This window comes from Devosia sp. FJ2-5-3 (assembly GCF_029201545.1).
Lineage (GTDB): Bacteria > Pseudomonadota > Alphaproteobacteria > Rhizobiales > Devosiaceae > Devosia.
This window is the reverse complement of record NZ_CP104007.1, coordinates 3,998,834-4,011,859: the sequence shown is the minus strand read 5'-3', so window position 1 is coordinate 4,011,859 and position 13,026 is coordinate 3,998,834. Positions and strand designations below refer to the sequence as shown.

General features: G+C 63.3%; 13 protein-coding genes. 4 read left to right on the top strand and 9 right to left on the bottom strand.

All coding sequences use genetic code 11. The features are described 5' to 3' along the window. Positions 1-3 precede the first annotated feature (3 nt). The gene (locus tag N0P34_RS19210) at positions 4-1,296 is read left to right on the top strand and encodes an ATP-binding protein (RefSeq protein ID WP_275604807.1); all 1,293 of its coding nucleotides are present in this window, start codon (positions 4-6) and stop codon (positions 1,294-1,296) included. 42 nt (positions 1,297-1,338) lie between these two features. Here the strand turns inward: N0P34_RS19210 and N0P34_RS19205 are convergent, their stop codons facing one another. Both N0P34_RS19205 and N0P34_RS19200 read right to left on the bottom strand, forming a co-directional pair. After that, positions 1,339-3,132, bottom strand: a complete 1,794-nt coding sequence (locus N0P34_RS19205) for an ABC transporter ATP-binding protein (RefSeq protein WP_275604806.1) — start codon at positions 3,130-3,132, stop codon at positions 1,339-1,341. 366 nt (positions 3,133-3,498) lie between these two features. Beyond that, positions 3,499-3,630 carry a hypothetical protein gene (locus tag N0P34_RS19200; RefSeq protein WP_275604805.1) on the bottom strand — a complete coding sequence of 44 codons (132 nt, stop codon included), beginning with the start codon at positions 3,628-3,630 and terminating at the stop codon, positions 3,499-3,501. A 151-nt stretch (positions 3,631-3,781) separates the two neighbouring features. Here N0P34_RS19200 and N0P34_RS19195 point away from each other — a divergent pair, with 151 nt between their 5' ends. Further along, a complete protein-coding gene (locus tag N0P34_RS19195; protein ID WP_275604804.1) occupies positions 3,782-5,023 on the top strand; it encodes an aminopeptidase in 1,242 nt (413 codons plus the stop codon). Between the two features lie 295 nt (positions 5,024-5,318). On the opposite strand, the gene N0P34_RS19190 is transcribed toward N0P34_RS19195, so the two are convergent. After that, positions 5,319-5,864: a DUF924 family protein gene (locus N0P34_RS19190; protein WP_275604803.1), complete on the bottom strand. Its 546-nt coding sequence runs from the start codon at positions 5,862-5,864 to the stop codon at positions 5,319-5,321. A gap of 20 nt (positions 5,865-5,884) precedes the next feature. After that, positions 5,885-6,808, bottom strand: a complete 924-nt coding sequence (locus tag N0P34_RS19185) for a VOC family protein (protein ID WP_275604802.1) — start codon at positions 6,806-6,808, stop codon at positions 5,885-5,887. 165 nt (positions 6,809-6,973) lie between these two features. Between N0P34_RS19185 and N0P34_RS19180 the strand changes: the two genes are divergently transcribed. Next, complete coding sequence (locus N0P34_RS19180; RefSeq protein ID WP_275604801.1) at positions 6,974-7,297, top strand: YARHG domain-containing protein; 324 nt, start codon at positions 6,974-6,976, stop codon at positions 7,295-7,297. Between the two features lie 3 nt (positions 7,298-7,300). On the opposite strand, the gene N0P34_RS19175 is transcribed toward N0P34_RS19180, so the two are convergent. The 5 genes from N0P34_RS19175 to N0P34_RS19155 form a co-directional block, all read right to left on the bottom strand. Then, positions 7,301-7,603 (bottom strand): HPr family phosphocarrier protein, encoded by a 303-nt coding sequence (locus N0P34_RS19175; RefSeq protein WP_275604800.1) that lies wholly within the window; start codon positions 7,601-7,603, stop codon positions 7,301-7,303. Next, a complete protein-coding gene (locus N0P34_RS19170; RefSeq protein ID WP_275604799.1) occupies positions 7,604-8,008 on the bottom strand; it encodes a PTS sugar transporter subunit IIA in 405 nt (134 codons plus the stop codon). Positions 8,009-8,153: 145 nt separating this feature from the next. After that, a complete protein-coding gene (locus N0P34_RS19165; protein ID WP_275604798.1) occupies positions 8,154-8,621 on the bottom strand; it encodes an HPr kinase/phosphatase C-terminal domain-containing protein in 468 nt (155 codons plus the stop codon). Positions 8,622-8,630: 9 nt separating this feature from the next. After that, positions 8,631-10,418 carry a sensor histidine kinase gene (locus N0P34_RS19160; protein WP_275604797.1) on the bottom strand — a complete coding sequence of 596 codons (1,788 nt, stop codon included), beginning with the start codon at positions 10,416-10,418 and terminating at the stop codon, positions 8,631-8,633. 9 nt (positions 10,419-10,427) lie between these two features. Beyond that, entirely contained in the window at positions 10,428-11,144 is a 717-nt protein-coding gene (locus tag N0P34_RS19155) for a response regulator transcription factor (RefSeq protein WP_275604796.1), read from the bottom strand. 238 nt (positions 11,145-11,382) lie between these two features. Here N0P34_RS19155 and pckA point away from each other — a divergent pair, with 238 nt between their 5' ends. Beyond that, positions 11,383-12,978, top strand: a complete 1,596-nt coding sequence (gene pckA / locus N0P34_RS19150) for a phosphoenolpyruvate carboxykinase (ATP) (protein ID WP_275604795.1) — start codon at positions 11,383-11,385, stop codon at positions 12,976-12,978. Positions 12,979-13,026: the final 48 nt, after the last annotated feature.

The window sequence follows — 13,026 nt, the reverse complement described above, 5'->3', positions numbered from 1 at the left end:
GACATGGATGATGCAGGCATGCCCCGCAAGGTCGTCGGTTTCGCGCTGTTCCTGGCCCGCTTGCAGGCCCAGCTCGGCCTGCTGGTGGCGCTGGCCGGACTGATCGCCGCCTTCGTGATCTTCGGTGGCCTGCAGGGCGACATCGCCCTGATCGGATTTGTGCTTTTCGTCGGACTGGTGGGCATCGTGCCAACCCCGATCGCGGCAGAGCGCGCCGATGCCGCGCAAAGCCTTGGCCCCGAACGCGCAAGGCTGCAGCCTGAGCAGACAATTGCCGCGACGGCCGAGGCGCTGGGTGATCCCGCCCTTCTGCTCGACCAGCGCGGGGCGGTGATCTATCGCAATGGCGCGGCGGTCCGACAGTTTCCCAATCTGCAGGATGGCCAGGTCCTGACCCTGGTGCTGCGCAATCCCGAGCTGATGCGCGCCGTCGAAGGCGCGCTCGGCAGCGGACAGCTAAAGAGCTTCGAGCTGCACCAGACCATTCCCAACGAAACCTGGGATCGTGTCGTCGTCGCCCCGCTCCGCCCGCCGGGCATGGATTGGACGGTGGAAACAGAACGCCGATTGCTGGTGACGTTCCAGAGTCTTACCGCGCTCAAGCGCGTCGACGCCATGCGCAGCGATTTCATCGCCAATGCCAGCCATGAATTGCGCACGCCGCTGGCCTCGCTTGTCGGCTTCATCGATACGCTGCTGGGACCCGCCGCCAAGGACGCGGCGGCGCGCGAGAAGTTTCTGGGCATCATGCGGACCCAGGCAGACCGCATGAGCCGGCTGATCGACGATATGCTGAGCCTGTCGCGCATCGAGATGTACCAGCATATGCGGCCCACGGGCACGGTGGAACTGGCGGGACTGCTGCGCGAAGTGCGCGAGGGCCTCCAGACCCAGGCCGCCGCGGCCGAAATCGAGGTGAGATTGCGCCTGCCGGACGAACCGGTGACGGTGAGCGGCGACCGGGGCCAGCTCTATGAAGTGTTCGAAAACCTCATCGAAAACGCTATCAAATATGGCGCGGGGGGCAAAAGCGTCGAGGTGGAGCTGTCAGAAATCGAACGCGGAAATCTGCGTCACCTGGTTAGCGTCACCGATCATGGGCCGGGCGTCGAGCCCGAGCATGTGCCCCGCATGACCGAGCGCTTTTATCGGATCGATGCGGAAACCAGCCGCAAGAAGAAGGGCACCGGCCTTGGCCTTGCCATCGTCAAGCACATCGTCCAGCGCCATCATGGGCAGGTGTCGATCAGGAGCAAGCTCGGCGAGGGGCTGCGGGTCGACGTTCTTCTTCCCTAAAATACAAAAAAGCCCGCGGATCGCTCCGCGGGTTTTTTGCTTTTAGGCCACGAGGCCCTTGGTGAGTTCGAGCGCCTGGCGCTCGAAGAGGCGGCGATAGATCCCGCCATTGAGCCGGATGAGCGCGTTGTGATCGCCTTCCTCGACGATCCTGCCCTTGTCGAAGACGAGGAGCCGGTCGAGGGCCACCACAGTGGACAGGCGATGGGCGATGACGAGGGTCGTGCGTCCCTGCATCAGCCGCTCCATGGCCTGCTGGATCAGCATCTCGCTTTCACTGTCCAGGCTCGACGTCGCCTCATCAAGGATGAGCACCGGCGCATCGGCGAGGAAGGCCCGGGCAATGGCGACGCGCTGGCGTTCGCCACCCGAGAGCTTCACCCCGCGCTCGCCCACCAAGGTCTCGTACTGACGCGGCAGGCTCATGATGAAATCATGCGCATTGGCCTGCTTGGCCGCCTCGATGATTTCGGCCCGGCCGGCCTCGGGCCTTGCATAGGCGATGTTCTCGGCCAGCGTCCGGTGGAACAGGATCGGCTCCTGCTGCACGATGGCGATCTGGCCGCGCAGGCTCGCCTGCTGCACATCGGCGATGTTCTGCCCGTCAATGGTGATCGCACCCTGCTGGATGTCATAGAGGCGCTGGATGAGCTTGACGAAAGTGGTCTTGCCCGAGCCCGAATGACCGACCAGACCCACCCGCTCGCCCGGCTTGATGTCGACCGAGAAGTCCTTGTAGAGCGGGGTGGCGTGCGCGCCGTATTGGAAGGTCACCTTGTCGAAGAGGATGTGGCCGTCTCCGATCGCGATAGCCGGCGCGTCCTTGCGATCGGCGATCCCCAGCGGCTGGGCGTGTAGATTGACGAGTTCTTCCATGTCGTTGACCGACTTCTGCAGATTGCGGATGTGCTGGCCGACATCGCGCAAATGGCCCTGCAGGAGGAAGAACATGGTCAGAACGAAGGTGATGTCGCCGGCACTGGCCGCGCCGTCCCGCCACAGCACCAGGGCAGTGCCGAGAATGGCGGTCTGCATGGCGGCCATCATGACGCCCTGAAGCCCGCCATTGAAGGTGCCGCGACGCCAGGTGCGGCGGGTGCGCTTGCGCCATTTGGCGACGATCCGGGCAATCAGACTGTCCTCGCGCGCTTCGGCGCCAAAGGCCTTGACCACGGAATTGCAGCTGACCGCATCGGCGAGCGCCCCGCCTACCTTGGTGTCCCAGGCGTTCGAGAGGGAGGCGGCAGGGGCGACGACGCCCACCGACATCCACACCGTGACGACGATATAGACGAGCGAGCCCAGGCCCACCACGAGCCCCATGACCGGCCAGGAAGCGCCCAGGATGAGCGTTGCGCCGCCCAGCATGACCAGAGAGGGCAGAAGCGCGAGCAGCAGTGTGTCGTTGAGCAGATCGAGCGCCCACATGCCGCGCGTGATCTTGCGCACGGTCGAACCGGCAAAGCTGTTGGCATGCCAATCGGTGGAAAAGCGCTGGACCCGGTGAAATCCCTGCGCGGCTACGTCGCTCATCATCCGCAGGGTCAGCGGGATGATGTTGAGATACATGAGCTGGCGCATCACGATCGAGCCCAGATAGAGGCTCGACATGGTGACGAAGGCCGTGATCGCCAGATCCCATGCCTCGTGACCGGTGGCGACGGCATCGACGAGCCGCCCGGCAAAGATCGGGCTCAGCGCTTCGGCCAATGTGGCGGCCAGCACGAAGCCGATGATGACGACGATGCGGATCGGCTGGTGCCGCCAATGGCGGAAGGTGAAGCCCAGCACATTGCGGAAGGCATCGGCGCGGAAATCGAGTTTCTTGCGACTCATCTGGGTGTCCCGATCCCGTTTTCCGGCGATCGGTTCCTCTGGAGAGGGTCAATTGGGCGCAGAACGGACGGCGAATAACTGCCGTTGAAAGAGCCGATTGCTGCGGAAGGAAAGTTTGGGGCGCACGCCGAAAACGGGGCGGGCCGCGCGGGGCAGGGACCTAAGGTCTGGCGCTGCCCAATGGGGAAGCGAAAAATGCTGTCATGCAACGCCTCCCATGCTCAAAAAATGAAGCGACGAACGGTTCATAGCCAAACCGTTCGCCTTTGCCAATGGCCAAAGCGGCAAAGAGCCGCGATTTTGATGCGGTTGAGTGACAGGAGTGCCACGCCTCGATCTGGCGCAGGGCGCTTGTCGAGGCAGAGCTCAGTCCTTGTCGAGCGGACGTGCGCCCGGGGCGACGATGCCGCGCGTCATGAACTGGCCATAGGCCATGGTCACGCCGAAGATGCCGAAAGCACAGATAACGGCAGCGATGTAGAGTGTCTGAACGGTCATGAGAACCTCCTGAGATGGCTCCATATTCCGCACCTTGCGGCTTTCCACTTTGACTTGGATCAAGATTTTTTACGGTTTGCTCGGGTGGCGTCCCGCGTGGGGGGGCGCTAGGCTCGGGGCAATCGATTCAAGAGCAAGAAGGCATGCCCAAGTGAGCAATACCCCCATCGATCCGGCCAAGCTCGACAAGCTCGGCGAAGTGGCGATCAAGGTTGGCCTGCAGCTGGCCGAGGGACAGGACCTGATCATCACCGCGCCGATGACGGCCGCGCCGCTGGTCCGCCGCATTACCGAACACGCCTACAAGGCCGGCGCGGGCCTCGTCTCGACCATCTATTCGGATGAAGAGGCAACGCTGGCGCGCTATCGCTTCGGCCACGATGCGAGCTTTGATCGCTCCGCCGGCTGGCTCTATTCGGGCATGGCGGAAGCCTTCAAGAACAATGCGGCGCGGCTTGCCATTTCGGGTGACAATCCGATGATGCTGGCCGGACAGGACCCAGAAAAGGTGTCGCGCGCCAACCGCGCCAATTCGGCCGCCTATCGCCCGGCGCTGGAGCTGATCACCGGCTTCGACATCAACTGGAACATCGTCTCATACCCGACCCCGGCCTGGGCCAAGCTGGTCTTCCCCGACGATTCCGAAGAGATCGCGGTGGGCAAGCTGGCCGACGCCATCTTCAAGGCAAGCCGCGTCGATCAGGACGATCCGATTGCCGCCTGGAAGGCGCACAATGCCAATCTCAAGGCGCGCTGGACCTGGCTCAACGGCAAGCGCTTTTCAGCGCTGAAATATAGGGGCCCGGGCACCGACCTCACCATTGGGCTGGCGGACGGACACCGCTGGAAGGGCGGTGCGTCGGAAGCCAAGAACGGGGTGACCTGCAATCCCAACATCCCGACCGAGGAAGTGTTCACGACGCCCCATCGCCTGCGGGTCGACGGCATTGTGGCCGCAACCAAGCCGCTCAGCCACAATGGCACGCTGATCGAAAACATTCAGGCGCGCTTCGAAGAAGGGCGGCTCGTCGACCTCAAGGCGACCAAGGGCCAGGAGATCTTCAACAAGGTGCTCGACACCGACGAGGGCGCACGGCGGCTGGGCGAAGTGGCGCTGGTGCCGCACTCCTCGCCGATCTCGGCCTCGGGGATCCTGTTCTACAACACGCTCTATGACGAGAACGCCTCCTGCCACATCGCCATGGGCCAGTGCTATGCCGACTGCTTTGAAGGCGGCAAGGAACTGACTCCGGACCAGATCTTCGCCCAGGGCGGCAATAAGAGCCTGATCCACATCGACTGGATGATCGGATCGGACCAGATCGACATCGACGGCGTCCATGCCGATGGCTCGACCGAACCTGTCATGCGCAAGGGCGAGTGGGCGTTTTAGGACGTAAATCTGGATGCCCCGGCCCTATTGGGGACGGGGCTCTGGGCTTTGGCATTCTTGCCGCGATGTCATTCCCGCGAAAGCGGGAACCTCTGTTTAACGGAGGTCCCCGCTTTCGCGGGGATGACCCGGTGGGAGACCCTGTGTTGGGGAGCCCCCAGGCATATTGTGAGGCTTCACCCCAACATGCACGGTCTGTGCCTGGTCATCCCCCCACCCTCAATCCCTCCCCACAAGGGGGAGGGAGGCCATGGAGCCGTTGGCTCTATGGCAGAGCCCCCAAACATCCAAAAAGTCAAAAACCCCGGTCGCCCTGCTCTGCCATATAGGCTTCTTCTTCCGCCGTGCTTTGGCGGCCGAGGGGGGCGTTGCGGAAGGGGAAGCGGCCGAAGCGGTCGATCGTGTCCTTGTGCGCCCTGGCGTAGTTGAGCTGGTTCTCGTCACCGAGCCCCTCGTAGAGGCGCACCGACTCCGCCTGCACCAAGGCCGACTCGGCATGCATATAGGGCAGATAGATGAAGCCGCGCCTGGGCTGCTCAAATTTGAGATCGAGGCCCTGGGCGACCATTTCCTGCGCCAGGGCCAGCGCCATCTTGTCCTGGGCGAAGGCCTCCGGGCGCTTGCGGAAGAGTTGGCGGGAAAACTGGTCGAGGACGATGATCTCGGCAAGCCGCCCATCCGGCGTCGCCCGCCATTTCCACGCTTCGCCGCGCGCGACGGCCGCGTGGGTATCGGCAAATTCGGCGGAGATCAGCGCGTCGAACGCCGCATTGCCGGCAAACCAGTCATCCGGCCCATGGTCGACGAACCAGAATGTGAGGATGTCTTCGGCGCTGCGCATGGCATTTCCTTTCATTGGGGTCACGAGGGCAGGACGAGCCTGATGCGATTGCCCGAGGGATCGCGTGTTTCCGTCCAGCCATCACCCGGGGTGAGAGACGCCCCCGCCTCCGCAAGACGCTGATGAAGCCCCGCAAGGCTCTCCGCGTCGGGCAGCACGATTGTGAGCCATCTGAGCCCGGCGCTGGCGGCTGGTGGCCGGGTGGCCTGCGGCCCGGACCAGATGTTGAAGGCGATCGTATGGGGCATGTAGTCGAGCCCGACATCGCCCATGCCGAAGGACTCGATCATCAGGAAACCGGCAAAGCCGATGGCATCCCGATAAAACGCCATCGCCTCGGCGAGGTCGCGGACATGGAGATGAACATGGCCGATGCGCGTGCCCTCCGGCATGCGGGGGGCGAGGAGGGGGCGGGGACCCAGTTCGGCGAGCAGCCCGTCGAGATCGATGGCCTCACGCCCGGAATGAGGCTTGCCCTCTGCCGTGATGGCGTAGTTCTCGCCCTTGTCCGGATCGCCGAGCCGGCCGCGCCAGGGTGTTTCGAAGGTGATTTCGATGCCATTGCCATCGAGATCCCACAGATAGATCGCCTCGCTCACCAGATGGTCGGTGGGGGCGATGCGCACATTGCGCTGGAGAGCACGGACGGCCATCTGGGCGAGGTCGGCACGCTTCGGCACATGGATGGCGACGTGATAGAGCCCCAGGCTGCGCGGCACGACAGGGCGTTCCGCGCCGGTCTCAAGCACAATGAGAACTGTGCCGCCCGCGCCGAGGAGGAGGCGAGGGCCTTCTTCGGCGATGAGATCGAGCCCGACGACATCCTGCCAGATGGCGAGCGCCCTGGTGCGGTCGGTGACGGCGAGGTGGACAGGACCCAGTGTCGTGCTCAGCGGCAGCAATGGCTCGGAGCGAACATTGGTCTGGACGGATGTGTCGATCATTTCGATCCCCGTGAAACAGGTGTGAACCCAATGTAGGAAAATCAGCGCGCCGTCACCACCAGCGATGCGATGAAGGCTTTGTTCGTCAAAGCAGGGCCAATCGGCTTGCTATGCTTTGGGCGATATTCGTGCTCTGTTCGGGAATGCGGGGCGAGGAGGTCGAAGATGTTGAGGGGATTTGGGGCTGTTCTGGCAATTTTGGCAGGAACAAGCGGCGTGGCCGCCAATTGCTATGAAATCATAGGATGCGACGATAGCAGCCATTTCAGCCGATCCGACCTCAGTCGGATGTCGTGCCAGTCGCTGTGGGAGGTGCGCAATCTCATCTACCAGCAGAATGGCTATTGCTTCCAGACCGAGCGGGCCCGCAACGCCTTCGGCAATTCGGGATGCTGGATCACCAACCAGTCTGAGGTGCGGCTCAACGCCTATGAGCGCGAAAACGTGGCGCGGATATCGCAGGCGGAAAAGGCCAAGGGCTGCAATTAACGCCTATTCGGGCGCGCCGTCATTGTCTTCGTCAAAGCCATTGTTGACGAGCACGACGATGGCTTCGAGCGCCTCGCGGGCCTGCTTGCCGGTGGCCTGGACGAGAATGGTCGAGCCTGGCCCGGCCCCGAGCATCATCAGCCCCATGATCGAATTGCCGGCGACGGACTGACCGTCCTTGACGACATTGATCGTGGCATCAAAGCACTCTGCGGTTCGCACGAAACGCGCCGAGGCACGCGCATGCAGGCCCTTGCGATTGACGATGGTCAATTGCTGGGCGAGGGCACGGCCGGCAGCATCCATTTATGAGGCTCCGCCGAGGATGGAATTGGCGACCGTGATGTATTTCCGGCCCGCTTCCTGGGCCAGGTGCACCGCTTCGGCCATGGCCATCTCGCCGCGGACGCGGCCGAGCTTGACCAGCATGGGCAAGTTCACCCCCGCGATCACTTCCACCTTGCGATTGTTCATGACCGAAATCGCCAGATTGGACGGCGTGCCGCCAAACATGTCGGTCAGAATGATCACGCCGTCGCCGTTTTCGGCGCGGTCTATGGCCTTGATGATGTCTTCACGCCGCGTTTCGGCATTGTCATCAGGGCCGATGGCGATGGTTTCGCAATAGTCTTGCGGGCCGACCACATGCTCGAGCGCCAGCTTGAACTCGTCAGCCAGCGCTCCATGCGTCACCAGAACCAATCCGATCATGCATACTCCCCAAACTGCCGTAGCGGCATAGGTGGCGTTCCGCCACGGCGTCCCAGATTGTTGCGCCCGGCCGAGGCACGGGGCGATTGTAGGCGAGCCGGTGACAGTTTTGTCCCCCGGGCCCCCTGTTGCAAGCGATAATTTGTCATGGTTCAGCAGGAGATGTGCTTGCGCGCACAGCTTCCATGACCAGCAGCTCCTGGTGTCGCAACCCAATCCGTTCGGCGTGCGGCACCGGGGCCCGTGCAAGCTGGTGACCCAGTATATAGGTGCTCAGGGCGTCCTCTTCCAGCATACGCTCATAGGCCGGAACGAGGTCGATGACCAAATGCAGCCGGGCCGACGCGCAGCTGGGGCGGTGGACGATGCCGCGACCGCGCAACTCGATCAGCCCGGTCAGCAGCGGCGGGGCGTTCATGACCACTCCGGAGGCGTCCGCGGTCAGGTCCACCCGGTCGTCGCTCACCAGCAGGGCTTCGAGCCCCTTGCCGAGCCAGATCTCGATCAGCGACAGCGTGAGCAGCGATTTGCCGGCGCCCGATGGCCCTCGCAGCAGCACTCCAACCCCGTCGAGCACCAGCCCGGTCCCGTGCACATGATGTGGTTTTGTCATGATGCCAGACTATTTGCGGGCCCGCGGCAATACAATTGTGAAGACGGCGCCCGAGCGATCCCGGCGGTTCTGCGCCTTGATGGTTCCCTTGTGCGCCTCGACGATCTGCCGGGAAATCGACAGGCCAAGGCCGGAATGATTGCCAAAGCTCTCCGTCTCGGGGCGGTCGGTATAGAAGCGCTGGAAGATGCGGCTGACATCGGTGATGCCCGGGCCCTCATCGGTCACCGTGACAATGATGGCATCGGCTTCGGTCGCGATCGCGACGGTGACGGTGCCATCCGGCGGCGAGAAGGAAACGGCGTTGTCGATGAGATTGGCAAAGACCTGGGCCAGGCGGCTTTCGTGGCCGTTGATGGTGGTGTTGCCCCGTCCCGCCCGCTTGCCCATCACCACATTGACCGACCGGCCGGCTGCGATGTCCTTCTGGATCGAGACCATGGCCTCGGCCAGCTTTTCCACATCGACCTTTTCGGCGCCCTCGCGGGCCAGTTCGGCATCCAGCCGGCTGGCGCTGGAAATATCGGTGATCAGCCGGTCGAGGCGTTTGACGTCGTGCTGGATGATGGCGTTGAGACGCTCCCGGTCCTCGGGCTTTTTGGCCAGGGGCAGGGTTTCGACAGCGGAACGCAGCGATGTCAGCGGGTTCTTGAGTTCGTGGGCCACGTCGGCGGCAAAGCGCTCGATGGCCTCGATGCGGTTATAGAGCGCGTCGGTCATGCGCCGCAGCGCACCGGACAGATGGCCGATTTCGTCGGGGCGATCGGTGAAATCGGGAATTTCGGCGCGCGCATTGCCCGCGGTCTGCACGCGCTCGGCGGCGGCCGACAGGCGCCGCATCGGGCCGGCGATGGTGCCGGCAAGGAGCAGCGAAAGAACGACTTGCACCACCGTGGCGATGAGGGCGATGCGAAGGATGCTCCAGCGTTCCTGGGCGACCACGGAATCGATGTCGCCGGGCGCGGTGGAAAGGAAGATCGCTCCCACAATGGCGCGCATGCGCTGCACCGGGACCGCCACGGAGACGACGAGCTGGTTGCGCTCGTCGACGCGGACGAAATCGGCGGGCGCGCCCTGGAGGGCCGAGGCGACCTCCGGATAGCGCGTACCCTCGTCGGCACCATATTCCTGGTATTTCGAGAAATTGTCGCCCGGCGCCCAGGAGACGATGGCGTTGAACCAGTCGAGAAGGAAGAAGCTCTGCTGGCTGGACGTATCGATGTTCTGCCTTATGACCTCGCCGCGCGCATAAATGTTCTCGCTGTCGAGGATCAGGAGGCCGCCCTGGTCATAAATGCGGGCCCGGGTTCGGGTCGGGGTGATGAGGTTGCGCAGGAGCGGCGCGACGCGCTCGGGATTGATGGGAAATTCGAGCGACGGGTCGAAATAGGAGAGCGGGGAAACATTGCCCGCCTGCAATTCGAGCAGGCGATCCGGATTGATCGAGATGACGTCGCTATCCACCGTCGCCGAGGCCGCGATGGCGGCGGCGATGATTTCACCCTGGACGCGTAGGGACTGGACGCGCGCATCGATGAGGCCCGCACGCCACTGGTTGAGATAGAGGATACCCACCACCAGCACCAGCAGGCCTGCCAGATTGAGGACCACGATGCGGCGGGTGAGGCTGGAAAAGATGGTGAAATCGACAAAACGGCGCACGCCGGTCGCGAGTTTGGCAATAGCCAACAGGGCGAGGCGCCAGGGGGCGCGCCGCGGGCGCGGCGAAGCGTCACCCTCGCCGCCAGAAGATTTTCCGGCGGCAGGGGCCTCCGCATGCGGGTCTAACGTGGCCAATTGGCTTTCCTACTGCTCCTTGAAGCGGTAGCCGACACCATAGAGGGTTTCGATCATTTCGAAATCATCATCCACGGCTTTGAACTTTTTGCGCAGCCGCTTGATATGGCTGTCGATGGTGCGATCATCGACATAGACCTGGTCGTCATAGGCAGCGTCCATCAAAGCGTTGCGCGATTTGACCACGCCGGGGCGCAGGGCAAGGGCCTGCAGGATCAGGAATTCGGTGACCGTCAGGGTGACGCGCTGGGTCTTCCAGGTGCAGGTGTGGCGCTCCTCGTCGAGCACCAGCGAGCCGCGTTCGATCAAGGCCTTGCTCGGTGTCGCCTCCGTCGTCGTCCCTGGCGCGCTCGAGGGATCGCGCGGGGCCGAGCGGCGCAGGATGGCCTTGACGCGTTCCACGAGCAGGCGCTGGCTGAAAGGCTTGGTGATGAAATCATCGGCGCCCATCTTGAGCCCGAAGAGTTCGTCGATTTCCTCATCCTTGGAGGTGAGGAAGATCACCGGCACGTCCGACTTCTGGCGCAGGCGGCGAAGCAATTCCATCCCGTCCATACGCGGCATCTTGATGTCCAGTATGGCAAGGTCGGGCTTGTCGGTGGTGAGACCCTCAAGACCTGAAGCGCCGTCAGTATAGGTGGCCACCTGATATCCCTCCGCTTCAAGTGTCAGGGACACAGAGGTCAGGATATTACGGTCGTCATCTACCAGGGCGATCTTGGGCATGGGCTGCCTTTCTTCTCGAGACGCTTGCATTGGAAATGAACCAGTCTGGTCTGGTCTGCCGTTGCAAGCGACAATTACGCGTTAAATAAGGCGTGGCCAAGTCTGCTGCCAGGTGAGGCAGCATTCCGCGCCACGTTAAACTTCCGTCTTAAGACCCATTTCGGGATGGTCCTCGGGGGGGCCGGGTCCCTATTTTGTCGCCAACACCGCGATTGCGGCATCGAGTGGAGACGGAATGATGAGTGTGTTCGATCATGGGGTCCTGCGGAACGGCATCGTCGGCGCGGCCGTGTCGCTAAGCGACAACGCAACTGCCCCGGATCTGGTTGCCGAAGCGCTGCAGCAAAAAGCTGGTCGGTTGAGCGCAGACGGAGCATTCGTTGTCGAAACCGGCGCCTTCACCGGCCGCTCGCCCAAGGACAAATTCATCGTTCGCGACGCGCTGACCGATGGCACTGTGTGGTGGGACAATTCCGGCGCGCTGTCGCCGGAGCATTTCAGCCTCCTGCTCGAGGACGTGCGCGCCCATCTGGCGGGCGAAGCCATCTACCGCCAGGATCTCCTGGCCGGCGCGGACCCCGCCCACCAGTATGACGTAACGGTGCTCACCCCGAGCGCCTGGCATGCCCTCTTCATCCGCAATCTGCTGATCCGTCGCGGCGAAGGCATTCCGGCAGGCGCGGACGCCACGGCCGTGACCATCGTTCATGCGCCCCATTTCAAGGCCGACCCGGCGCGCCATGGCTGCCGCACGGACACCGTCATCGCGCTCGACATGAGCCGCAATGTCGTGGTCATTGCCGGCACGCTCTATGCCGGTGAGATCAAGAAGAGCGTGTTCTCGCTGTTCAACTTCCATGCGCCGCGCCAGGGCGTGCTGCCGATGCACTGCTCGGCCAATCTTGGCCCCGATGGGGAAGCTGCGCTGTTCTTCGGCCTTTCGGGTACAGGCAAGACCACGCTCAGCAATGATCCGAACCGTCCGCTGATCGGCGATGACGAGCATGGCTGGAGCGCCGAGGGCGTCTTCAACCTCGAAGGCGGGTGCTACGCCAAGACCATCAAGCTCAGCGCCTCAGCCGAGCCCGAAATCTACGCTGCCACCAAGCGCTTCGGCACCGTGCTCGAAAACGTCATCCTCGACGCTGCGAGCGGCGTTCCCGATTTCGACGATGTCTCGCTGACCGAAAACACCCGCGCGGCCTATCCGCTGCACGTGCTGCCCTCGATTGCCAAGGGCAGTGTCGGTGGAACGCCCAAGACCGTCGTCTTCCTGACCGCCGACGCGTTCGGCGTGCTGCCGCCGCTGGCCAAGTTGACCCCGGACCAGGCCGTCTACCACTTCCTGTCCGGCTATACGGCCAAGGTGGCCGGCACCGAGCGGGGTGTCACCGAACCGCAGGCGACCTTCTCGGCCTGTTTCGGCGCCCCCTTCATGCCGCTGCACCCGACAGTCTATGGCGAGATGCTGGCGGAGCGCCTGCGCGAGAGCGGTGCGCAGGCCTATCTGCTGAACACCGGCTGGACCGGTGGGGGCTATGGCGTCGGCAAGCGCATCGATATCGCCTCGACCCGTCGCCTGCTGACGGCAGCGCTCGAGGGTGCGATTGACGATGTGGAGATGCGTGTCGACGCGCTGTTCGGTTTTGAAGTGCCGGTGGCCGTTCCCGGTGTGGACAGCAAGCTGCTCGATCCGCGCCAGACCTGGGCCGACGCCGAGGCCTATGACGCCCAGGCCGCAAAGCTGGCCCAGCTGTTCCGCGAAAACTTCAAGAAGTTCGGGGTCGAGGCGGATGCCGAGCCGGGCCCGCAATTGGCCAAGGCCGCTGAATAAAACGAAGGGCGCCATGGGCGCCCTTTTTTCTTGCCGTTTTCAGCGCCC

Coding starts and splice junctions, on each gene's coding strand:
- N0P34_RS19210 (WP_275604807.1), top strand. CDS start 4: ATGGATGATGCAGGCATGCCCCGCAAGGTCGTCGGTTTCGCGCTGTTC.
- N0P34_RS19205 (WP_275604806.1), bottom strand. CDS start 3,132: ATGAGTCGCAAGAAACTCGATTTCCGCGCCGATGCCTTCCGCAATGTG.
- N0P34_RS19200 (WP_275604805.1), bottom strand. CDS start 3,630: ATGACCGTTCAGACACTCTACATCGCTGCCGTTATCTGTGCTTTCGGC.
- N0P34_RS19190 (WP_275604803.1), bottom strand. CDS start 5,864: ATGCGCAGCGCCGAAGACATCCTCACATTCTGGTTCGTCGACCATGGG.
- N0P34_RS19185 (WP_275604802.1), bottom strand. CDS start 6,808: ATGATCGACACATCCGTCCAGACCAATGTTCGCTCCGAGCCATTGCTG.
- N0P34_RS19180 (WP_275604801.1), top strand. CDS start 6,974: ATGTTGAGGGGATTTGGGGCTGTTCTGGCAATTTTGGCAGGAACAAGC.
- N0P34_RS19175 (WP_275604800.1), bottom strand. CDS start 7,603: ATGGATGCTGCCGGCCGTGCCCTCGCCCAGCAATTGACCATCGTCAAT.
- N0P34_RS19170 (WP_275604799.1), bottom strand. CDS start 8,008: ATGATCGGATTGGTTCTGGTGACGCATGGAGCGCTGGCTGACGAGTTC.
- N0P34_RS19165 (WP_275604798.1), bottom strand. CDS start 8,621: ATGACAAAACCACATCATGTGCACGGGACCGGGCTGGTGCTCGACGGG.
- N0P34_RS19155 (WP_275604796.1), bottom strand. CDS start 11,144: ATGCCCAAGATCGCCCTGGTAGATGACGACCGTAATATCCTGACCTCT.
- pckA (WP_275604795.1), top strand. CDS start 11,383: ATGAGTGTGTTCGATCATGGGGTCCTGCGGAACGGCATCGTCGGCGCG.